General features: G+C 70.9%; 17 protein-coding genes and 3 pseudogenes. 12 read left to right on the top strand and 8 right to left on the bottom strand.

All coding sequences use genetic code 11. From position 1 onward, the window contains the following. The first annotated feature begins 117 nt into the window (after positions 1-117). The 5 genes and pseudogenes from CCN56_RS03865 (at position 118) to pntB (ending at position 6156) form a co-directional block, all read left to right on the top strand. Positions 118-579 carry a MaoC family dehydratase gene (locus tag CCN56_RS03865; protein WP_218779392.1) on the top strand — a complete coding sequence of 154 codons (462 nt, stop codon included), beginning with the start codon at positions 118-120 and terminating at the stop codon, positions 577-579. Beyond that, on the top strand, positions 579-1613 hold the full coding sequence (locus tag CCN56_RS03860) for a phosphotransferase family protein (protein WP_086823614.1): 1035 nt from the start codon (positions 579-581) through the stop codon (positions 1611-1613). Before CCN56_RS03865 ends, CCN56_RS03860 begins: the two co-directional genes overlap by 1 nt. Continuing rightward, a pseudogene (locus CCN56_RS03855) lies at positions 1613-2818 on the top strand (acyl-CoA dehydrogenase family protein); the annotation flags it as partial. The gene CCN56_RS03860 and the pseudogene CCN56_RS03855, both read left to right, overlap by 1 nt. Before the next feature lie 394 nt (positions 2819-3212). Further along, positions 3213-4736 carry a Re/Si-specific NAD(P)(+) transhydrogenase subunit alpha gene (locus CCN56_RS03850; RefSeq protein WP_086823610.1) on the top strand — a complete coding sequence of 508 codons (1524 nt, stop codon included), beginning with the start codon at positions 3213-3215 and terminating at the stop codon, positions 4734-4736. Position 4737: 1 nt separating this feature from the next. Continuing rightward, positions 4738-6156, top strand: coding sequence for a Re/Si-specific NAD(P)(+) transhydrogenase subunit beta (pntB, locus tag CCN56_RS03845; RefSeq protein WP_086823608.1), 1419 nt, complete (start codon positions 4738-4740; stop codon positions 6154-6156). Positions 6157-6332: 176 nt separating this feature from the next. Here pntB and modA read toward each other — a convergent pair whose 3' ends face one another. The 4 genes and pseudogenes from modA to CCN56_RS03825 all read right to left on the bottom strand — a co-directional run bounded on the left by modA (position 6333) and on the right by CCN56_RS03825 (position 11219). Next, the gene (gene modA, locus CCN56_RS03840; RefSeq protein ID WP_086823606.1) at positions 6333-7151 is read right to left on the bottom strand and encodes a molybdate ABC transporter substrate-binding protein; all 819 of its coding nucleotides are present in this window, start codon (positions 7149-7151) and stop codon (positions 6333-6335) included. A gap of 92 nt (positions 7152-7243) precedes the next feature. Next, positions 7244-7463, bottom strand: a pseudogene (locus CCN56_RS43835) (TOBE domain-containing protein). Positions 7464-7599: 136 nt separating this feature from the next. Then, positions 7600-10380, bottom strand: a complete 2781-nt coding sequence (locus tag CCN56_RS03830; protein WP_086823604.1) for a molybdopterin-dependent oxidoreductase — start codon at positions 10378-10380, stop codon at positions 7600-7602. Continuing rightward, positions 10377-11219, bottom strand: coding sequence for a xanthine dehydrogenase family protein subunit M (locus CCN56_RS03825; RefSeq protein ID WP_086823602.1), 843 nt, complete (start codon positions 11217-11219; stop codon positions 10377-10379). The genes CCN56_RS03830 and CCN56_RS03825 overlap by 4 nt, the downstream gene beginning before the upstream one ends. Before the next feature lie 240 nt (positions 11220-11459). Here CCN56_RS03825 and CCN56_RS03820 point away from each other — a divergent pair, with 240 nt between their 5' ends. Next, a complete protein-coding gene (locus CCN56_RS03820) occupies positions 11460-12995 on the top strand; it encodes a PucR family transcriptional regulator (RefSeq protein ID WP_086823600.1) in 1536 nt (511 codons plus the stop codon). Between the two features lie 67 nt (positions 12996-13062). Here the strand turns inward: CCN56_RS03820 and CCN56_RS03815 are convergent, their stop codons facing one another. From CCN56_RS03815 to CCN56_RS03805, 3 genes and pseudogenes are all read right to left on the bottom strand, one after another. Continuing rightward, the gene (locus tag CCN56_RS03815; protein ID WP_086823620.1) at positions 13063-13461 is read right to left on the bottom strand and encodes a molybdopterin-binding protein; all 399 of its coding nucleotides are present in this window, start codon (positions 13459-13461) and stop codon (positions 13063-13065) included. 14 nt (positions 13462-13475) lie between these two features. Further along, positions 13476-13775, bottom strand: coding sequence for an ABC transporter ATP-binding protein (locus tag CCN56_RS03810; protein WP_086823597.1), 300 nt, complete (start codon positions 13773-13775; stop codon positions 13476-13478). Then, a pseudogene (locus CCN56_RS03805) lies at positions 13772-14662 on the bottom strand (ABC transporter ATP-binding protein); the annotation flags it as partial. The gene CCN56_RS03810 and the pseudogene CCN56_RS03805, both read right to left, overlap by 4 nt. On the opposite strand from CCN56_RS03805, the gene CCN56_RS03800 reads away from it, so the two are divergent. Further along, positions 14583-15131 (top strand): GntR family transcriptional regulator, encoded by a 549-nt coding sequence (locus tag CCN56_RS03800; protein WP_256961718.1) that lies wholly within the window; start codon positions 14583-14585, stop codon positions 15129-15131. The pseudogene CCN56_RS03805 and the gene CCN56_RS03800 overlap by 80 nt on opposite strands. On the opposite strand, the gene CCN56_RS03795 is transcribed toward CCN56_RS03800, so the two are convergent. Then, positions 15114-15722, bottom strand: coding sequence for a TetR/AcrR family transcriptional regulator (locus CCN56_RS03795; protein ID WP_086823591.1), 609 nt, complete (start codon positions 15720-15722; stop codon positions 15114-15116). The two genes, CCN56_RS03800 and CCN56_RS03795, sit on opposite strands and share 18 nt — an antisense overlap. A 143-nt stretch (positions 15723-15865) precedes the next feature. Between CCN56_RS03795 and CCN56_RS03790 the strand changes: the two genes are divergently transcribed. From CCN56_RS03790 to ureA, 5 genes are all read left to right on the top strand, one after another. Further along, on the top strand, positions 15866-17032 hold the full coding sequence (locus CCN56_RS03790; RefSeq protein ID WP_086823588.1) for an agmatine/peptidylarginine deiminase: 1167 nt from the start codon (positions 15866-15868) through the stop codon (positions 17030-17032). A 94-nt stretch (positions 17033-17126) separates the two neighbouring features. Then, the gene (locus CCN56_RS03785) at positions 17127-17708 is read left to right on the top strand and encodes a TetR/AcrR family transcriptional regulator (RefSeq protein ID WP_041132614.1); all 582 of its coding nucleotides are present in this window, start codon (positions 17127-17129) and stop codon (positions 17706-17708) included. After that, a complete protein-coding gene (locus tag CCN56_RS03780) occupies positions 17705-18976 on the top strand; it encodes a hypothetical protein (protein ID WP_256961717.1) in 1272 nt (423 codons plus the stop codon). Before CCN56_RS03785 ends, CCN56_RS03780 begins: the two co-directional genes overlap by 4 nt. Then, positions 18948-19718, top strand: a complete 771-nt coding sequence (locus CCN56_RS03775) for a hypothetical protein (protein WP_086823584.1) — start codon at positions 18948-18950, stop codon at positions 19716-19718. The genes CCN56_RS03780 and CCN56_RS03775 overlap by 29 nt, the downstream gene beginning before the upstream one ends. Before the next feature lie 181 nt (positions 19719-19899). Further along, on the top strand, positions 19900-20595 hold the full coding sequence (ureA, locus tag CCN56_RS03770) for an urease subunit gamma (protein WP_086823580.1): 696 nt from the start codon (positions 19900-19902) through the stop codon (positions 20593-20595). Positions 20596-20751 lie beyond the last annotated feature (156 nt).

Here is a 20751-nt window from a genome sequence, read left to right as displayed (position 1 = left end):
CCTCGGCGCGCGAGCCGTCGGCATGCGGGCCCACCTGCACGTCGACGCCCCCTCCACCCGCGCGGCGCTCGCCGCGCTCGTCCCGGGGCTGCGCCCCACGAGGAACGGAGCTCCCGTATGACCATCCCACGGACGTTCGACGGCATGGCCGACCTTGAGAAGGCGGTCGGCACCCACCTCGGCCACTCGGACTGGCACACGATCAGCCAGGAGCAGATCGACACCTTCGCCCACGCCACCGGTGACCACCAGTGGATCCACGTCGACCCGGAGAAGGCCGCCCAGGGCCCGTTCGGCACCACCATCGCGCACGGCTACCTCACGCTCAGCCTGCTCCCGATGCTGTGCTGGGAGGTGTACGAGCTGCGGGGCGTGCGCATGAGCGTCAACTACGGCGCGAACAAGGTCCGCTTCCCCGCACCGGTCCCGGTCGGCTCGCGCGTACGGGCCGGCGTCGAGCTCCTCGAAGTGACCCCCGGCAGCGGGGGCTACCAGGTCGTCACCCGGATCACCATCGAGCTCGAGGGCGGCGACAAGCCGGTGTGCGTGGCCGACACCGTCACCGTGGTGGTGCCGTGATGACCGGCCGCCCCACCCCCACCCCGGGCCTCGACCCGGACAGGCTCGGCGGCTGGCTGGCCGCGCACGTCCCCGGCGCCGGCACCGACCTGTCGGCGACGCTGGTCGTCGGCGGCAAGTCCAACCTGACCTACCGGGTCACCGACGGCACCACCACCTGGATCGTCCGCCGACCGCCCCTCGGCCACGTCCTCGCGACCGCCCACGACATGGGCCGCGAGTACCGCGTGATGAGCGCGCTGCGCGACACTTCGGTCCCGGTGCCGGAGACCTTCGGACTCTGCGACGACCCCGAGGTCCTGGGAGCGCCGTTCTACGTGATGGAACGCTGCGAGGGGACCCCGTACCGGCTCGCCTCCGAGCTCGTCCCCCTCGGCGAGGAGCGCACCCGGCTGATCTCGGAGCGGCTCGTCGACACCCTCGTCATGCTGCACCGGGTGGACCCGGCGGCCGTCGGTCTCGCCGACTTCGGGCGCCCCGAGGGCTACCTGGAGCGCCAGGTCCGCCGCTGGAAAAAGCAGCTGGACGCCTCGTACAGCAGGGACCTCCCGGCGGCCGAGGAGCTGTACCGCCGGCTCTCCGCCGACGTGCCCGCGGAGTCGGCGACCGGCATCGTGCACGGCGACTACCGGCTCGACAACCTCCTCGTCGACGGGAACGACCGGGCGACAGCGGTGCTCGACTGGGAGATGGCCACGCTCGGCGACCCGCTGTCCGACCTCGCGCTGATGGTCGTCTACAACCGGCTCGGCGAGGTCACCGGCGACGACGCCGGCGTCAGCACCGTCGCGGGCGCGCCCGGCTACCTCACCGAGGCCGAGACCATCGAGCGCTACGCCGCGGGCAGCGGCCGTGACCTGTCCCGGTTCGGCTTCCACCTCGGCCTGGCGGCGTTCAAGCTCGCCGTGATCATCGAGGGCATCCACTACCGCCACCGCAGCGGCCAGACGGTCGGGGACGGCTTCGAGACCCTCGGCGAGGCCGTCGGTCCACTGCTCGACGCCGGCCTTTCCGCACTGAAGGAGACGTACTGATGGAATTCCGGTTCGACACCAGGACCGAGGAGCTGCGCGCCTCCCTGCTCGAGTTCATGGACCGGCACGTGTACCCGGCCGAGGCGGTCTTCCACGAGCAGCAGGCCGAACTCAAGGACCCCTGGGCCTGGGACTCGGTCCCGGTCCTCCAGGAGCTGCGGGCCGAGGCCCGCAGGCGCGGACTGTGGAACCTCTTCCTGCCGGGGGAGGAGGGTGGCGGCCTGACGAACCTCCAGTACGCCCCGCTCGCGGAGATCAGCGGGCGCAGCCTGCATCTCGCGCCCCCGGCGATGAACTGCGCGGCGCCGGACACCGGCAACATGGAGGTGCTGCACATGTTCGGCACCCCCGAGCAGAAGAAGCGCTGGCTGGAACCGCTGCTCGCCGGTGAGATCCGCTCGGCGTTCGCGATGACCGAGCCGAACGTCGCCTCCTCCGACGCCACCAACATCGGCACGTCGATCGTCCGTGACGGCGACGAGTACGTGATCAACGGCGGCAAGTGGTGGATCACCGGCGCGATGAACCCCAATGCCCAGGTCTTCATCGTCATGGGCAAGACCGATCCGGACGCCGAGCGGCACCGCCGGCAGTCGATGATCCTCGTCGAGCGGGACACCCCCGGCTTCGAGATCCACCGGGGCATGGAGGTCTTCGGCTACGACGACCGCGAGCACGGCGGTCACGCCGAGCTGTCCTTCACCGACGTACGGGTGCCGGCGGCGAACCTGATCGGCGGCGAGGGCGACGGCTTCGCCATCGCCCAGGCGCGCCTCGGCCCGGGTCGCATCCACCACTGCATGCGCTCGATCGGCATCGCCGAGCGGGCCGTCGAGCTGATGTGCGCCCGCGCCGAGGAGCGCGTCGCCTTCGGCAGGCCGATCGCCGATCAGGGCGTCATCCGCGACTGGATCGCCGAATCGCGCATCCGCATCGAGCAGTTGAGGCTGCTCGTGCTCAAGACCGCGTGGCTGATGGACACCGTCGGCAACAAGGGCGCGCACGCCGAGATCCAGGCGATCAAGATCGCGACCCCGTCGACGGTGCAGTGGATCCTCGACAAGGCGATCCAGGTCCACGGGGCCGGCGGTCTTTCCCAGGACTTCGTGCTCGCCAACATGTACGCCCACATCCGCACCCTGCGGTTCGCCGACGGCCCGGACGAGGTCCACAGGAACGCCCTGGCCAAGAGCGAGCTGCGGCAGCAGGCGAAGGCGCGCGCGGCGCGGGCGTCGACAGCGCCCGACGGCCACGCGTACGACGAGGACCCGCGCCCCCGCGCCTGATCTCCGACGGGGCGGAGAGCGTAGGAGCGTGACGAGTCGCGCGTCAATATGACCTATCCCCTTTGGGCCGCCGGTGTCGTGGGGAGACCGGGGACCCCTAACGTGAGCCCATCTTCGACCAGGGGCCCCGGTGAGTTCGCCGTGCCGCGGAGCGGTCACTCGCGATGGGTAGGGGGAGTGGTGTGGCATTGGACAGCGCCGGCACGCTTCCGGTCGACGTGGGAGCGGACCGAATCTGATCGGGTCGAGACTCGAATCAGAGCCGAAGCAGAGAACAGTCGTCGACGGCAACTGCAGCGAACGGAGAACACTCGTGATTGTCGGAGTCCTCAAGGAAGCGCGGGCAGGTGAGAACCGCGTCTCGGCCACACCGGCCACGATCGAACCGATCCGCAAGCTGGGATACGAGGTGGTCGTCGACTCCGGCGCGGGTGTCGCGGCGGGCTTCACCGACAGCGCCTATGAGGCCGCCGGTGCGACCATCGGAGACGCGGCGGCCGCGGACGTGGTCCTCGGGGTCAACGCCCCGAGCCCCGCTCAGCTGGACGGAGTACGGCCGGAGGCGACGGTGATCGCGCTGTTCGCCCCGGCGTTCGACCCCGCGATGGTCGAGGAGCTGGGCCGCCGGCCGTTCACGGCGCTGTCGATGGACGCCGTGCCGCGCATCAGCCGGGCGCAGTCGATGGACGTGCTGTCGTCGATGGCGAACATCGCCGGCTACCGGGCCGTCATCGAGGCCGCGCACGAGTTCGGGCGGTTCTTCACCGGCCAGGTGACCGCGGCGGGCAAGGTGCCGCCGGCGAAGGTGCTGGTCGCGGGCGCCGGCGTCGCGGGTCTGGCCGCGATCGGTGCGGCGGGCTCGCTCGGTGCGATCGTACGGGCGACCGACCCGCGGCCCGAGGTGGCCGACCAGGTCCGGTCGCTGGGCGGCGACTACCTGTCGATCGAGTCCCCCGAGGTCGAGGTCTCGAAGACGGGCTACGCCAAGGAGATGGGCGACGACTACAAGGCGCGCGAGGTCGAGCTCTACGCCGCGCAGTGCCGTGAGGCCGACATCGTCATCACCACCGCGCTGATCCCCGGCCGCCCCGCGCCGACGCTGATCACCGCGGAGATGGTCGCGAGCATGAAGCCGGGCTCGGTGATCGTCGACATGGCCGCCGCCAACGGCGGCAACGTCGTCGGCACCGTGAAGGGCGAGAAGGTCGTCACCGAGAACGGCGTGACGATCATCGGCTACACCGATCTGGCCGGCCGGCTGCCGGCGCAGGCCTCGCAGCTGTACGGCACGAACCTGGTGAACCTGCTGAAGCTGATGACGCCGGACAAGGACGGCTGCCTGGTCCTCGACTGGGACGACCCGGTGCAGCGCTCGATCACCGTCGTACGCGAGGGCGAGTCGGCGTGGCCGCCCCCGCCGGTGCAGGTCTCGGCGGCCCCGGCCCCCGCGGCGGCGGCCGAGGCGAAGCCCTCACCGGTGAAGGTGCCGATGACGGCGAAGCAGAGGTTCGGCGGTGTGGCCGTCGGCGCGCTGGCGCTGTTCCTGGCCGCGGGGTTCGCGCCGGCGGCGCTGCTGCCCCACGTGACGGTCTTCGTGCTCGCGATCGTGATCGGCTACTACGTGATCGGCCATGTGCACCACGCACTGCACACGCCGCTCATGTCGGTGACGAACGCCATCTCCGGGATCATCGTCGTCGGTGCCCTCCTGCAGATCGGGCATTCGAGCACGGCGGTCACGGTGCTGTCGTCCGTGGCGATCCTTCTGGCCAGTATCAACGTCTTCGGCGGCTTCGCGGTGACGCGTCGCATGCTCGCCATGTTCAACCGGAGCTGACATGTCTGCGACCATCGCCGCTCAGGCGGCCTACCTCGTTGCCGCGCTGCTGTTCATCCTCGCGCTGGCAGGACTCTCCAAGCACGAGTCCGCACGGCTCGGCAACGCCTTCGGCATGCTCGGCATGGGCGTCGCCCTCGTCGCGACGATCGTGCTCGCGATCGACGACGACATCAGCAGCGCGGGCCTCGGCCTGATGGCCGTCGCCATGCTGATCGGCGCACTGATCGGTCTGCAGCGGGCCCGGGGCGTCGAGATGACCGGCATGCCCGAGCTGATCGCGCTGCTGCACTCCTTCGTCGGTCTGGCGGCCGTGCTGGTCAGCTGGAACGGCTTCCTGAACGTCGAGCACGACCCCGAGGGCCACGAGGCCAAGGCCCTCGACGCGCTCGGCACCCTTGGCATCCACCACGCCGAGGTGTTCATCGGCCTGTTCATCGGTGCGGTGACCTTCACCGGCTCCATCGTCGCCTACCTGAAGCTCTCGGCGAAGATCAGCTCCAAGCCGCTCGTGCTGCCGGGCAAGAACGTGCTGAACCTGGGCTCGCTGGCCCTGTTCGTCGCCCTCACCGTGTGGTTCGTGATCACTCCGGAGCTGTGGCTCCTGATCGTCGTGACGACCCTGGCGCTCGCCCTCGGCTGGCACCTGGTGGCCTCGATCGGCGGCGGTGACATGCCGGTCGTCGTCTCGATGCTCAACAGCTACTCCGGCTGGGCCGCCGCGGCGTCCGGCTTCCTCCTCGGCAACGACCTGCTGATCGTCACCGGCGCGCTTGTCGGCTCCTCCGGTGCCTACCTGTCGTACATCATGTGCAAGGCGATGAACCGCTCGTTCCTCTCCGTGATCGCCGGCGGCTTCGGCATCGAGGCGCCCTCCGGCTCGGACGTCGACTACGGCGAGCACCAGGAGATCACCGCCCAGGCGGCCGCCGAACTCCTCGGCGCGGCCCGGTCGGTGGTCATCACGCCCGGCTACGGCATGGCCGTGGCCCAGGCGCAGTACCCGGTCGCCGAGCTCACCTCGAAGCTGCGGGCGAAGGGCGTCGACGTGCGCTTCGGCATCCACCCGGTCGCCGGCCGCCTGCCCGGCCACATGAACGTCCTCCTCGCCGAGGCGAAGGTGCCGTACGACATCGTCCTCGAAATGGACGAGATCAACGAGGACTTCGCCGACACCGACGTCGTCCTCGTCATCGGCGCCAACGACACGGTCAACCCGGCCGGCGCGGAGGACCCCAGCAGCCCGATCGCCGGCATGCCCGTCCTCACGGTCTGGGAGGCCAACAAGGTCATCGTCTTCAAGCGCTCGATGGCCTCCGGCTACGCGGGTGTGCAGAACCCGCTGTTCTTCCGCGAGAACACCGCGATGCTCTTCGGCGACGCGAAGGCCCGGGTCGAGGACATCGTCGGCGCACTCTGACCTGGAGGTTTCCCTCCACCGGATCATCGGTTCATCCCGGTGCGACGGACGAGCGGCCCCTCCTGGAGCAGGAGGGGCCGCTCCGCGGCGGGCGGCTCGGGGAGCCGGCGATCGGCTTGAGGCCGCCCGTTCCCCCGATACGGGCGGTCCTCACGCTCCGTGCGACCCCGGATCCGTTACGGCTTCTGGAAGCCGGCGTCCTGGAGGATCTTCCGGCCCTCGGGCGAGGACAGCCAGGTGACGAACGCGGCGGCGGCCTCGGCGTTCTTCGAGTCCTTCAGGGTGGCCGCCGGGTACTGGGCGACCGCGTTCTGCGCGTCCGGGATCTCGACGGCGTCGACCTTGTCCTTCGCGCTCTCGGCGTCCGTCTTGTAGACGAGCCCGGCGTCGGCCTCGCCCAGCTCGACCTTGCTGAGCACCGCGCGGACGTTCGGCTCCTGGGAGACCGGCTTCACGGTGATCTTCTGGGCGTCGAGGATCTTCTTGCTGTACTTGCCGGCCGGCACCTCAGGCGCGGCGAGGACGACCTTGAGCTTGGTGTCCGCGAGGTCCTTGAGCTCGTCGACCTTGAAGGGGTTGCCCTTGCCGGTGGCGATGACGAGCCGGTTCTTCGCGATGACCGTCGGGGTGCCGGTGTCGGCCTTCACCTTGTCCATGCTCTTGGTGTCGGCGGTGACGAGGACGTCGGCGGGCGAGCCCTGCGAGACCTGGGCGACGAGCTCCTGCGAGCCGGCGAAGGAGAAGGTGAGCTTCGTGCCCGGGTGGGACTTCTCGTAGGCGGCGCCGGCCGTCTTGAACACGTCGGTGAGGGAGGCCGCGGCGAGGACGGTGAGGTTCGCCTTCGGCGCGGCGCCCGCCGAGCCGGAGGCGGTGGAGCCGGCGGTGTCCTTCTCGGTGTCGTCGTTCGACGAGCAGGCCGCGAGCGGGACGAGCAGGGCGGCGGTGAGGACGGCGGCGGCCGTACGGCGTCTGGCGGGCGTGAGGGCGAGGGACATGGGGTCTGGACTCCTTGGGGGACGAGCGGAAAGTGCGGTGGGAGGCCGGCCGCGCCGACGGCCGATGGTCCTGCGGTACTGCGTGAGGGGAATCAGGTGCGGTCGATGTGCACGCTGGTCGACTTCACGCGGGCGGTGGCCTGCATGCCGACTTCCAGTCCCCGTTGCTCCACGGCCTCACGGGTGAGGCGGGAGACCGGGTGGTGCCGACGCGGCCCGGAGGGTGCTCCGGCCCGCGTCGGCACCGCGCCGCGCGGTGTCGGGGCTTGCGCCCGGCAGATGTGCGGCCTGCCCGGTGGTGTAGGACTGCATATGCGACACCGTAGGGCGTAATCTCGCTCATCTGCAACAAAGTCGTTCGAGTCTCCATGGCGAATGCGAGGCGGCTTGGAGGAAGGGACGACGGGCTGGGTGCCGGCGGTGTCGGGATCCTCGCCGTCCTCCCGGTCTATCGGCCCGCGCTCCGTGCCTTCCGGTCGAGGGCGAGCCAGACGCGGTCGCGGGTCACCGGCAGCTCGGTGAAGCGGATGCCCGTGGCGTCGCGCAGGGCGTTGGCGAACGCGGGGGCGACGGGGTTGAAGGGGCTCTCGCTCATCGACTTGGCGCCGAGCGGGCCGATCGCGTCGGACGTCTCCGTGAAGTGGACCTCGGTGCGCGGGACGTCCGCGTACTGGGGGAGCCGGTAGCGGCGGAAGGCGGCGGTGGTGACCTCGCCGCGGTCGTCGACCCGTACGGTCTCGAAGAGCGTGGCGCCGAGGGCCTGGGCGACGCCGCCCTCGACCTGGCCCCGGCACTGCATGGGGTTCATGACCTTGCCGGCGTCGGCGGCGTGGACGCTGCGGAGGATGCGGACCTCCCCGGTCGCGGGGTCGACGGCGAGGCGGAACCACTGGGCGTTGAAGGCGACCGAGCGCGGTGAGCCGCCCCAGTGGCCGTCGGCCGCGAGTTCGTCCGTGGCGCCGAGGGCGTGCCCCGCCTCGTACAGTTCCTTGAGGGTGACCGTCCGTCCGGCGCAGTCCACGGACTCGGCGCCGAGTACGCACAGGTGCCGGGCCACCCCCGTGTGCCGGGCGGCCAGGGTGCGCAGCCGTTCCGCCAGGGAGGTCGCGGCGAGCAGGACGGCCTTGCCGGCGACGACGGTGCCGGCGGAGCCGAAGGCCCCGGTGTCGTGCCGTACGACGTCGGTGTCGGACTGGCGGACGGTGAGGCGGTCCTCGGTGGTGTTCAGGGCGCCGGCGGTGATCTGCTGGTGGACGGTGGTGGTGCCGTTGCCGAACTCGGCGGTGCCGACGGCGACGTCGTACGTGCCGTCCTGAAGGAGCGAGACGCGGGCGTCGGCGTAGTGGCCGCCGGGCGGGCCCGTGGCGATCATCGCCATGCCGGTGCCCTGCCCGACCAGCCAGCCCTCGGGGGCTTCCTCCGTACTGCGGTCCTCGGCGATGGCCTTCCGCACGACGGAGAGGCACTGGTCGAGTCCGTAGGAGGCGATGTGCAGGTCCTCCTCGCCGATCGGGCTGTGCATCGCTTCACCCGGCCCGATGACGTTCTTCTCGCGGAAGACGAGGGGGTCCATGCCGAGGCGCCGGGCCAGTTCGTCCATCACGGACTCGACGGCGAAGGTGACCTGGCCGAGGCCGTACCCGCGGAAGGCGCCCGCCGGAACGACGTTGGTGTAGACGGAGTAGGCGTCGACCTTCTTGTGCGGGGCGCGGTAGACGGCGAAGGACTCGCCGACGCTGTGGAACATCACCGCGGGACCGTGATTGCCGTACGCGCCCGTGTTGGACACGACCCGCATCCGGACGGCCGTCAGCGTTCCGTCCTTGCGCGCCCCGACCTTGATGCCGATGGTGAAGGGGTGCCGGGTGGTCGCTCCGTAGAACTGCTCGGCCCGCGTGTACTCCAGCTTCACCGGCCGGCGCAGCCTGAGGGCGGCGAGGGTGACGACGTCCTCGGTGAGCATCTCCTGCTTGCCGCCGAAGCCGCCGCCGACCCGGCCCGCGACCACCCGCACCTCGTCCTCCGGGAGACCGTGGAGGGCGCAGAGCGCCCGCCGGGTGAGGAACGGGGTCTGCGTGGAGGAGCGGACGGTGAGCCGCTCCCCGCTGCCGTCCTCCTTCGGTTCGAAGTACGCGACGCAGCCGTGGGTCTCCAGACTGGCGTGCTGGACGCGCTGCGTGCGGAAGGTCTCCTCGTACACGACGTCCGCCTCGGCGAAGCCGGCCTCGACCGAGCCGATCTCGCCGTGGACCTCGCCCGCGACGTTGTTCTCGACCCGGGCGATGCGCGCCTCCGGTCCCTTCCCCGCGTGGACGACGGGTGCGCCGGGGCGCATCGCCTCCTCCGGGTCGATGACGTACGGGAGTTCCTCGTACGTGACCTCGATGCGGCGGCAGCCCTCCTCGGCGGCCCGCTCGCTGTCGGCGACGACCGCCGCGACCCGCTGGCCGACGTACCGGACGACGTCGTCCAGGACCCGGGTGTCGTCGGGGTCCTCGGTGGGGTGCTCGTGGCGGGCGGAGGAGTACAGCGTCGCCGGTGCGTCCTCGTGCGTGAGGACGGCGACCACTCCGGGGACGCGCAGGGCGGCCGCGGTGTCGATCGCGACGATCCGGGCGTGCGGGTGCGGCGAGCGCAGCAGCTTCATGTGGAGCAGGCCGGGGACCTCGACGTCGAAGGTGTAGCGGGCGGTGCCGGTGACGACCTGCGGACCGGCCGGCGCGCCGACGTTCCGTCCCACCGCCTGTCCCGCGCAGGGTCGTTCGGTGTGCCGCACGCCCCGCACCGCGTCCTCGATCGCCCGATAGCCCGTGCAGCGGCAGAGGTTTCCCTTGAAGGCGCGGGGCAGGTCGTCGAGCTTGCCGTCGTCGTGCGCGGAGTCTCGCTCCGCCTCCAGGGCCGCCGTCGTCATCAGGAATCCGGCGGTGCAGAAGCCGCACTGGTACCCCTGTGCGTCGAGGAACCTCTGTTGTACGGGGTGGAGTTCGCCGTCCCGGGAGGCCAGTCCCTCCACGGTGGTGACGGAGCGGCCCTCCGCCCGTACGGCCGGATACAGGCAGCTGTGCACGGGCTCGCCGTCGACGTGGACGGTGCAGGCACCGCAGTCCCCGGCGTCGCAGCCCTTCTTCACTCCGAACCAGCCGCGCTCGCGGAGGTAGGTGCGCAGGCACTGGCCGCCGCGCGGCTCGGTGTCGAACGGACGGCCGTTGACGTGGAGTTCGAAGCTCATCGGGAACCTTCCTCGGGGCCGGGGGACGTGGTGAGTTCGCGGCGGACCTCTTCGGCGAGACGCAGGCCCATGTGCCGTCGCCATTCGGGCAGTCCGTGGATGTCGTCGAACCATTCGGCGGGCGCGACCGCGGAGTCGATCGCGGTACGCAACCGGTCCGCGTCCGGCGGCAGCGGGAACCAGAACCGGAACGGCCGTACGGTCGCGGCGCTGACCGTCACCGTCAGCGAGCCGTCCACCGGGTCGAGCGTCCCGATGACCAGCGCGCCGGAACGGCCGAGGCCGTACAACGAGGCCTGCCGGAACGCCGTACGGCACTCCAGAGCCCGGCCCGGCAGGGTCACCGAGCGCAGCAGCTCGCCTTCCGCGAGGTCCTTGACGCCCGCGCCGGTGATGAAGTCGACGACCTTCACCTCGCGCAGCGCCCCGTCCTGTGCCCGGAGCAGACACGTGCCGTCGAGCGCGGCGGTGAGCGAGATCATCGGCCCGGCGGGCAGGCCGTTGCACAGGTTCCCGCCGACCGTCGCCATGTTCCAGATCTTGAACGAGGCGAGGAAGGCCCGGCAGCACTGCTCGAACAGCGGTGCCGCGGGAGCCTCCAGGAACCGCCGCCCGAAGCGGGACAGCTGGGCGACGGTGCACGTCGCCGCGATCTCCAGCGAACCGTCCTCGTGCCGGGTGAGCGGTTCCCAGCCCATCCGGCTCAGGTCGACCAGCCGGCGCAGATGCGGCTGCGGCTCGGAGAAGAGGTACGTCCCGCCGCCGAGCCAGGCATCGCCCGGCCGCCACGGTTCGTGCCGGCGCGCGTCCCTCACGTCCGCGATCGTGTTCAGGTCCATCTCTCCCCATGCCTTCCGACCGGTGCACTCCGACCGGTGCCTTCAGGCCAGTGAAGCCGGGGGAGAACGGCGGCACGACTGGACGGGAAGCCGGAAAACGTCCACCTCGCCGAGCCGTGCCCTGGAGAATCAACCAAGAGCTGTTTTGCGTTCGGTCTCTGGCATCTACGATGCCTTGTCTCGTATTCGCCTCGTGAATGTGAGTGCGGGCCTGCCCCGCGACCGCACTAGGAGCCTCTGATGCACGTCGACCACCTCCTCCGTCTCGACCGTCTGGACCTCTCCCTCGTCTGGGGCGACGAGGCGTTGCTCGGCCAGGAGATCGGCGGCGTGACGGCGACCGACCTGGAGGATCCGGCGCGGTTCCTGCAGCCGGGGGAGATCGTCCTCAGCGGACTCGTGTGGTGGAGCCGGGACGGAGAGCCGGACAAGACCGAGCGCTTCGTCTCCGCTCTGCGCGAGGCGGGCGCGGTGGCGTTGCTCGCGGGGGAGGAGACCCACGGGGAGGTGCCGCGGGAACTGGCCGAGGCGTGCCGCGCGCACCGCGTCCCCCTGATCGCCGTGCCGGCGCACACGACCTTCCGCACGATCACCGAAGCGGTCTACCTCCGGCAGTGGAGCGAGCTCAGCCGACGGCCCACGGACCACTTCGCGTTGCCGGAGAACGTCCGCCTCGACCTCGACCGCGCGCTGGAGAACGGTGCGACGGCGGGTGAGCTGCTCGTCCGGGCGTTCGCCCATCTCGGCACGCCCGCCTGCCACTTGCTGACCGGCAGCGGCCGCACGGTCGCCCGGACCGGTGCCGCCCGGGCGGAGCTGCCGGCGCGGCGGGCCGCGGAACTCGTGCGCGGCGACCACGGTACGACGGTACGCGTCGAGACCGACGGCACGGTCTACGACACCTGGCACCTCCACCTGCCCGAGGCGGGCCAGGTGCCCCCGCGGGTCCTCCAGGAGATAGCCGAACTCCTCGGCCGTCACCGGCGCCGGCAGGACCGGAACCGGGCGGCGAGCGGTGCGGCGTTCACGGAGCTCGTGGACGCGGTGGGTGCCCCGCGCTTCGACGCCCACCGCGTGCGGGGCGCGTTGGCCTCGTGCGGCCTCGCCGACGCAGACGCGTACACCGTGGTCGTCACGGCGGCGGAGCCGCACGGGGAAGGCGGTGCCGCCGGCGTCGCCGCGCTCACGGAGGCACTGCGTCACCTGCCGTCCGTCGCCTTCGCGGTCGCCGACGGTCCCGGCGGTGAGACCGTCGCGGTCGTCGCGCACGGCGGGGAGACGGCGCCGGGCGTACGGGAAGGGCTGGGTGACGCATGGCCGTTGATCCACGCCTGCGGCCCCGACACCACCCTGCACGCCGGTGTGAGCGCGCCCGCCGCAGCACCCGAGGGGTTGAACACCGCGCTGACCCAGGCCCGTTACGCCCTGGCCGCGGCCCGCACCGCGTCGCCGTCGGCACCTCGCGTCGCCGGACTCGGTGACCTCGACGGTCTCGGCAGGCTGATGGCCGGCATCCCCGTCGACGTACGGAACGTGTACCGCGAGACCGTCCTGGGACCGCTCCTCGGCGCCGGCCGGGGGTCGAGCACGATGCTCCTGGAGACCCTGGAGGTCTTCCTGGCGCACGACTGCTCGTGGGCGAGGACCGCCGAGGCCCTCCACGTCCACGTCAACACGGTCCACTACCGCATCGAACGCATCGAGGTCCTCACCGGCCGGGACCTGTCACGGCTCGAACACAAGGTGGACATGCGCGCGGCACTGCTCTGCCTCTGACGGTCCCGCGCGTCTGCCGCTGACGGTCCCGCGCGTCTGCCTCTGACGGTCCGCGCGCCGGAAACGGTCAGGGCAGGTCGATGTGCACGCTCGTCGACTTCACCCGGGCGGTCACCGTGACCCCGACGCCGAGCCCCAGCTCCTCCACGGCCTCCCGCGTCACCAGCGAGACCAGCCGGTGCGGGCCGGACTGGACCTCCACCTGCGCGGCCACGTCGTCGGCCTTCACCCCCGTGACGATCCCCACGAAGGAGTTCCGGACGGAGGTCGACACGTCGTCCTCCGGAACCGCGTGGAGCCCGGCGCCCCGCTCGCGCGCGAAACGGGCCAGGGCCGTCCCCTCGATCACCCGCTTGCCCGCCCCGTCCCGCTCCATGGCGAGCTTGCCACCGTCGGCCCACCGGCGGACGGTCTCCGAACTCACTCCGAGCAGCTGTGCTGCCTGCCCAATGCTGTATGACGGCACAGCCGCACTGTAGGTCACGCATCAGGGCGGCGGCGAGTTTCGTCCCCGGGCCCGGGACGGAAGAAGCGGAGTTCGGAGATCTCCCGGCCGTCGAGCCGGATGCTCCCGGACGTGGGCTCCAGGAGCCGCATGAGCAGCCGGCCGGTGGTCGACTTGCCGCAGCCGGACTCCCCGACGAGCCCGAGGGTCTGTCCCGCGTCGACCGAGAAGCCGACGCCGTCGACGGCCTTGATCACTCCGCCGCCGGACCTGAAGGCGCCGGAGCGGATCGGGAAGTGCTTGGTCAGGTCGGTGACCTGCAGCAGCGGCGTCATCGGGCCACCTCCTGGGCGTTCAGGTGGCACCGCGACGGGTGCCCCTCGGGGCCGGCCGGCACGGGCCGCCGGTCGGTACAGGCCCCGTCGGGCACCAGGTGCGCCCTCGGGCAGCGGTCGGCGAACAGACAGCCCTCGGGCAGCGCGAGCAGCGACGGGGGGAAGCCCGGGATCGGAGTGAGCCGCCCGGACGTGCCCGCCGGCGACGGCATCGAGGCCAGCAGCCCCTGCGTGTACGGGTGCCGGGGGGCGCCGAACAGGTCGGCCACCGTCGCCTGTTCCACGCCCTCCCCGCCGTACATCACCACGACCCGGTGGCACACCTCGGCGACCACGCCGAGGTCGTGCGTCACCAGGATCACCGAGGTCCCGGTCTCGGCCTGCAGCTCGTTCAGGAGGTCCAGGATCTGGGCCTGCACGGTGACGTCGAGCGCGGTCGTCGGCTCGTCGGCGATCAGCAGCTCGGGTTCGCAGACCAGCGCCATGGCGATCATCGCGCGCTGCCGCATGCCGCCGGAGAACTCGTGCGGATAGGCCGCGTGGCGCCGCTTCGGATCGGGGATCCCGACCCGGCCGAGCATGTCGACGGCGACCGCCGCCGCGGCCTTCTTCGAGACGTCGTTGTGCACCCGGTACGCCTCGGCGATCTGCACGCCGACCGGGTAGAAGGGATGCATCGCCGACAGCGGATCCTGGAAGACCATCGCGATCCTCCTGCCGCGGTAGGGACGCATCTGCGCCTCCGTCAGCGGAACGAGATCCTGCCCGTCCAGGAGGATCCGCCCGGTGACGGTGGCCGAGGTGTCCTTGAGCAGCCCCATCAGGGCCTGGCTCGTGACGGTCTTCCCGGAGCCCGACTCGCCGACGATGCCGACGGTCTCGCCCCGGCGCGGAGCCAGTGCGCGCCGCCTCACCCTCAGAGACGTCGACGAGCTCTTCGACCTGCGCCTCAGCCTGGAGGTGTTCGCTGCCCGCCGCGCCGCCGAGACCGCCGCACCCGGGGGCGAACACCCCGCCCTGCAACGGATCATGGACCAGGCGGAAGAAGCCACCCGGCGCGACTCCGCCGACGACATCGCCGCCGCGAACACCGCCTTCCACGCCGAGATCGTCACCATGACCGGCAACCGGCTGCTGCAGGCCTCGCTCCAGCCCTCCCTCGGCCTGATGCACTGGCTCTTCCGGATCACCTCCGCCGGCACAGGACCCCGCGTCCACTGCGAGGAGCACAAACAGCTCTGCCACGCCGTCCACTCCGGCCGGCCGCAGCTCGCCGAGGCCCTCGCCTACGCCCACATCGACATCCGCCGCGAACCCACCCTGCGGAGCCTCAGCGGCTTACTGCCCGCCGAGTGACGCGGGCGGGGCGGTATCCAGCCGCTCGATCTCGACGAAGACCGCCTCCCGCACCAGTTCGCGGGCATGGGCCAGCGGCAGCGCGCCGCTGAGCCAGCGTGTGCTGAGTCCCTCCAGGAGGCCGGTGAGCCGCTCCGCGGACGCCGTGAGGACCGGCGCGGGAGCCGCGGGCCGGACGCGGCTCAGGAGGTCCGCGACATCGTGGATCCAGGCCAGCGTGGCCCTGGCCAGATCTTCGCGCAGCTCGGGCTCGAAGATCGCGCTGGCGCGCAGTTCGCCCCATGCCGTGCTGTTCTCGCGGACCTCGGGAACGTCCTGGAACTCCAGGAGGAGGGACCGCTCCAGCTCCTCCCCGGCGTCGCACGGTCCGGCGGCGCCGTCTCCCCCCGATGTGTACCGGTCGGCCCGCTCGCTGATGAACTCCAGGGTGTGGCGCAGGACGCCGGCACGGTCCTTGAAGTGGTAGTAGATCAGCGCGGTCGACACCTCGGCCTCGGTCGCGAGCTCCTCCATGCGCAGCCCGCGGACCCCGCGCCGCGCGATGACGCGCGCGGCGGCTTCCAGGATGGCCCTTCGGCGGTCCGTCGCCACGTGATCCCCCTCGTGAGTGGTCTGAACCACCAGTGTCACACAGTGACTGAATCTTCAGTCATCATCCCACGATCATTGACTGAATTTTCAGTCTGCGACATCCTGCGTGCAACACCCGCCCCTTCCCCCCAGGCAGGAGTCCCATGGACACGCCCACGACGTCCCGACGCCGGCTGCTCCAGATCGGCGCGGCAGCTCTGCCGCTCGCGGCCCTCGGGTCGGCACTGCCCACCGTCGCCCGCGCCGCCACCGGCCCTTCCGGCGCCACGCTGCGGATGCCCGCGGAGCACGACCGCCACGTACGGACCTTCATGGCCTGGCCCGCCCTGTCCTCGGTCTGGGGCACGTATCTCGCCGGCGTCCGCCGTGACATCGCGCGCGTGGCCGACGCGATCTCCCGCTACGAGCCCGTCGTGGTGCTCGCCCGCCCCGAACAGGCGGCCGACGCACGGTACATGTGCGGAGCCGGTGCCTACTACGGCATCGAGGTCGTCGAGACAGCCGACGACGACCTGTGGATCCGGGACTTCGGCCCCACCTTCGTGGTCGCCCCCGGCGCCGTCGCGGGCGTGGACACCAACTTCAACGGCTGGGGCAAGACCGGCACGAGCTACTACCAGCCCTACGCCAACGACGCCGCCGCGGCCGCGACCCTGCTCGGCCAGTACGGCATCCCGCGCGTGCAGGCCGGGTTCGTCGGGGAGGGCGGCTCGCTGGAGACCGACGGCCAGGGCACCCTGCTCGCCACGGTCAGCTCGCTCGTCAACGCCAACCGCAACCCGGGCATGACCCAGGACCAGGTCGAGCAGGCGATGAAGTCGGCGCTCGGCATCGACAAGGTGATCTGGGTACCGGGACTCGCCGGGCAGGACATCACCGACTGCCACATCGACTGCCTGGCCCGCTTCGTCGCACCCGGGCAGGTCATCCTCGACCAGCCCGGACCCGGCACCGACCCCAAGTGGGTCGCCGTCTACGACGAGACCAAGCAGATCCTGCTCGGCGCGACCGACGCCCAGGGCCGCCGCCTGACCGTCACCGAGCTCCCCGGCCCGGACCGCAGCCGCATCCGCGGCAAGGACAGGGGCAGCGCCTTCCTGTCCAGCTACACCAACTACTACACCGCCAACGGCGCCGTACTCGTCCCGCAGTTCGGCGACGGCTACGCCGACGGCGTGGCGTACGACATCCTCGCGGCCGCCTACCCCGGCCGGAACATCGTCCAGCTCGACATCGACAACATCGCGACCGGAGGCGGCGGCATCCACTGCGCCACCCAGTCCCAGCCGGTCGTTCCCCCGGCCGTCTGACCGGACGGCACCGGCTGACACACCGGTCGCCGCCCGCCCCGGCGGCGACCGGTCACCTGGGAGGCGACGGGAAGCGCCCGGTAAGGTTCGGGCCATGGCGTCTCGCAGTACTCAGATCCTGGAAGCCGCCGCCCGGGTGATCGCCCGGCGCGGGGTCCGCGGCCTGCGCGTGGAGGAGCTCGCGGCCGAGGCCGGCGTGTCCACCGCGCTGATCTACTACCACTTCAAGGACCGCGCCGGGATCCTGAGCAAGACGCTGGAGTTCATCAGCGACCGCGCCGATCGCTACACGACCCACCGCGACCCGGACGCCGAACCGCTCGGCCCGCGCGAGGAACTGGAGCAGACGCTCCTCCTCGAACTCCAGGACTCGACCGAGGTCAGGGAGAACAGCAGCGCCTGGGGCGAGTTGAGGGCGAGCGCCGTCTTCGACGACCTCCTGCGCGAGGACCTGGCGCGCGCCACGCAGGTCTGGATCCATGAGGTCGCGGGCCTGCTCGGACAGGTCCGTCCGACGGCCCCGGCCGTCGCCCTCGCGGCGTCCGCCGAACGGCTCACCGCCCTCATGGAGGGCCTGAGCATGCGCTGGCTCAGCGGCACGCTCCAGATCGCCCACGCCCGGACCCTGATGAGCGACGCCATCGACGCCGAGGTCGAACGGCTGGGCCGCCCGTGACGCGGTACCTGCGTGACGAGCCCGGGCGGCACGGCCGGCCCGCGACGGAAGCCCGCCTCGAGGATGCGAACAACATCCTGGTCGCGCCTCCGGCGTTGCGGGACGATGACGTGATCAAGGACTTCTTCGGGTCGGTGATCGGTCCGGAGGACCTCGCTTCCGGTGCGTCCGACCTCGCACAGAAGACCGTCTACCTGTGCGGCGACGTATCCGGGATCGACAGCCGTCAACTGCGCGTGGCTGCCAGGGTGTTCGTCGTCTGGGAGCTGTCGCACGGCTACCACGAGCGCGCCGACGAACCCTGGACCCCCGTCGGCCTCGGGCGAGTTCCCCTCCGCGTGCACGGCGTCGGCGTGTACTACCGCCGCTTCTTCGAACTCGACACCGATCACTTCGGGCGGATCAGCACGGAGCACGCGTTCCAGTCCCTGACGGAGTCCACCAAGCCCGGAACGGCCCATCGCAGCGGAATCTATCTGACGCCCGTCGTGCGAGACGGTGACGAACTGCATTTCCGCCTGCTCAGGTGCTCCACGAACCTCTCGGGGCCGACCGAGGGCTTCCGCCCGACCGACACGCACATCGTCGGGGAGCTGAACCGCGAGGCCTCCGCCGTCTTCCGGGACCCGGCACCGCTCAATCACGTCCTCGCGCAGATCTACCACAACACCCGTGCCACGACCGAGCGGAAGCAGTCCAAGGCCAAGATCTCGTCCCACGCCGACAAGACGAAGGACATGCCCGTCAACGGCATCATGGCCTTCTGCACCTTCTACGACCGGCTCGACGAACTGCAGCCCCTGGCCGACGACGCCTTCGACTACGGGCTGAGGGGTGTCAGCGGGCTGACCAGGCTCCACTTCCGCCTCAAGGAGCCGATGGCGGAACGCGACGGGGCCGTGCTCCCCGCGCAGTTCACCGTGACGCTCCATCCCGGCTCCGTGTTCTTCATGCCGCTGTCCACCAACCGTCTGTACACGCACGAGATCCGGCCCTCGGCGCTGGACGCCGAGTCGCTCCCGACCCGCCTGGGATACGTGGTGCGGTGTTCGAGCGCCGAAGCCGTCCACAAGAACGGCCACACGTTCCTCAAAGCGGCAGGAGGCCTGGTGGAGCTGGGACCGCCCACACCGGCCGGCATCGACGAGTTGCGCAGGCTGTACGCCGAGGAGAACAGGACCTCGTCCTTCATCGATTACGGCGAAGAATTCCTCTTCAGCATGAACACGGGAGACTACCTTGCCCCCCGAGTCCAGGATCTCGGATGAGATCCTCTCGTTCGCCCTTCCGGCCGGGGAGGACCTCTTTGCCGGGCTGTCCGCGTCGGTGCGCCTGGAAGACGTAGGAAAAGGCCGGAGAGGCGCCGTCCTCGCCAAGGTCGACGAGGCGGGCGGTGTGCCCCTCGTGCGCACCACCACCCGGTACGGCAGCCCGGCGCAGCGTTTCCGGGCGGTGCACGAACGGCTGGCGCAACAGGTCCAAGAACGTGCGGCGCTTCCGGTCGGCTTCAACAACGCGCTCGTCGAGTGCTACACGAACGCCTACAGAACCATGGGCGGACATTCCGACCAAGCCCTCGATCTGGCCGACGATTCGTTCATCGCCGTCTTCTCCTGCTACCGGCATCCCGAAGCGAGTCCGCAGAGGAAGCTCGTCTTCGAACCCAAGGGGCCCGGTGACGAGAAGTTCGAGATCCCCCTCGCCCACAACGGCATCGTCGCGTTCTCGGTCGATTCGAACCGGCGACTCAGGCACAAAATCGTGTGGGACGCACCCGCGCAGGCGGCGGACAACCCATGGCTGGGCGTCACCTTCCGGACGTCGAAGACCTTCGTCCGGTTCCGCGACGGGCACGCGTACCTCCCGCAGGGTGCGCGGCTCATGCCGGCCGACGACGAGCAGAGGCGCGAGTTCTACCAGTTGCGACGACGCGAGAACGAAGAAACGGACTTCGTGTACCCCTCGCTGACGTACACCGTCAGCGAGAGCGATCTGATGCCGCCCGTCTGACCGCGGCACCCTCTGACCGAGGTATCCCCGCCGTCCACGGCCACGTCCTGGTCCGATGCCGACCACAGTCTTGACTGATATTTCAGTCAGTGTCACAGTGAACGCCCTGAACCCCTCTGACACTTCGTGGAAAGGACCGGGACACCTTGCGTCCGACCAGGCCCTACAGCCAGGGGGCGACATGCCTCTGACCCCCACCGAACGGGACCGGCTGCTGCTCTTCACCGCCGCCCAGCTCGCGCGGACGCGCCTGGAGCGCGGACTGCGGCTCAACGTGCCGGAGGCGACCGCGTTGATCGCCGACACGGTGTGCGAGGCCGCGCGTGACGGCCTCCGCCTGGCCGAGGCACTCGACCGCGGCCGCGCTGTCCTCGGCCCGGACGACGTGCTCCCCGGAGTCACCGACGTCGTGACGGAGATCCAGGTCGAGGCGGTGTTCGACGACGGCACCCGGCTGGCCGTCATCAGTGCCCCCTTCGGTGAGGTGGAGCACGACGACGGCGCCCCCGGGGCCGTTCTGCCCCACACGGAGACCCTGCCGGAGCCGGAACCGCTGATCACCCTGTCGGTTCGCAACGCGGCCGCGGTCCCGGTCAGCGTGACCTCGCACTTCCACTTCTTCGAGGCCAACCCGCGCCTCGACTTCGACCGGGCCGCCGCGTACGGCATGCGGCTCGCCGCCCCGGCCGGGTCGTCCACCCGCTTCGACCCCGGCGCCGTCGTCGAGGTCGGACTCGTGCCCATGGGCGGAGACCGGATCGCGATCGGTTTCGCGGGCCTGGTCGACGGGCCGCTCGACGCGCCCGGCGCGAAGGAAGAGGCCCTGAAGCGCGCCGCAGCCTGCGGCTACCTCGGAACGGAAGGGGCGGAGCGATGAGCAGGCCCACCAGACACAGCGATCACTGTTCGCCCGGCAGCAGCCGGCACATGGACCCGTACGAGTACGATCCGTGCACGGCCCGCGGGCCGGTGACCGGGTCGTCCTGGGCGACTCCGGACTCGTCGTCCGCGTCGAGTCGGACTCCCAGAAGCC

It is taken from the genome of Streptomyces sp. NRRL B-24572 (assembly GCF_002156145.1).
Taxonomy (GTDB): Bacteria; Actinomycetota; Actinomycetes; order Streptomycetales; family Streptomycetaceae; genus Streptomyces; species Streptomyces vietnamensis.
This window is presented reverse-complemented; position numbering and strand designations above follow the sequence as displayed.

Excerpts from the sequence above, each read along its gene's own strand:
- CCN56_RS03865 (WP_218779392.1), top strand. The coding sequence starts at position 118 with ATGACCATCCCACGGACGTTCGACGGCATGGCCGACCTTGAGAAGGCG.
- CCN56_RS03860 (WP_086823614.1), top strand. The coding sequence starts at position 579 with ATGACCGGCCGCCCCACCCCCACCCCGGGCCTCGACCCGGACAGGCTC.
- pntB (WP_086823608.1), top strand. The coding sequence starts at position 4,738 with ATGTCTGCGACCATCGCCGCTCAGGCGGCCTACCTCGTTGCCGCGCTG.
- modA (WP_086823606.1), bottom strand. The coding sequence starts at position 7,151 with ATGTCCCTCGCCCTCACGCCCGCCAGACGCCGTACGGCCGCCGCCGTC.
- CCN56_RS03830 (WP_086823604.1), bottom strand. The coding sequence starts at position 10,380 with ATGAGCTTCGAACTCCACGTCAACGGCCGTCCGTTCGACACCGAGCCG.
- CCN56_RS03825 (WP_086823602.1), bottom strand. The coding sequence starts at position 11,219 with ATGGACCTGAACACGATCGCGGACGTGAGGGACGCGCGCCGGCACGAA.
- CCN56_RS03820 (WP_086823600.1), top strand. The coding sequence starts at position 11,460 with ATGCACGTCGACCACCTCCTCCGTCTCGACCGTCTGGACCTCTCCCTC.
- CCN56_RS03810 (WP_086823597.1), bottom strand. The coding sequence starts at position 13,775 with ATGACGCCGCTGCTGCAGGTCACCGACCTGACCAAGCACTTCCCGATC.
- CCN56_RS03790 (WP_086823588.1), top strand. The coding sequence starts at position 15,866 with ATGGACACGCCCACGACGTCCCGACGCCGGCTGCTCCAGATCGGCGCG.
- CCN56_RS03785 (WP_041132614.1), top strand. The coding sequence starts at position 17,127 with ATGGCGTCTCGCAGTACTCAGATCCTGGAAGCCGCCGCCCGGGTGATC.
- ureA (WP_086823580.1), top strand. The coding sequence starts at position 19,900 with ATGCCTCTGACCCCCACCGAACGGGACCGGCTGCTGCTCTTCACCGCC.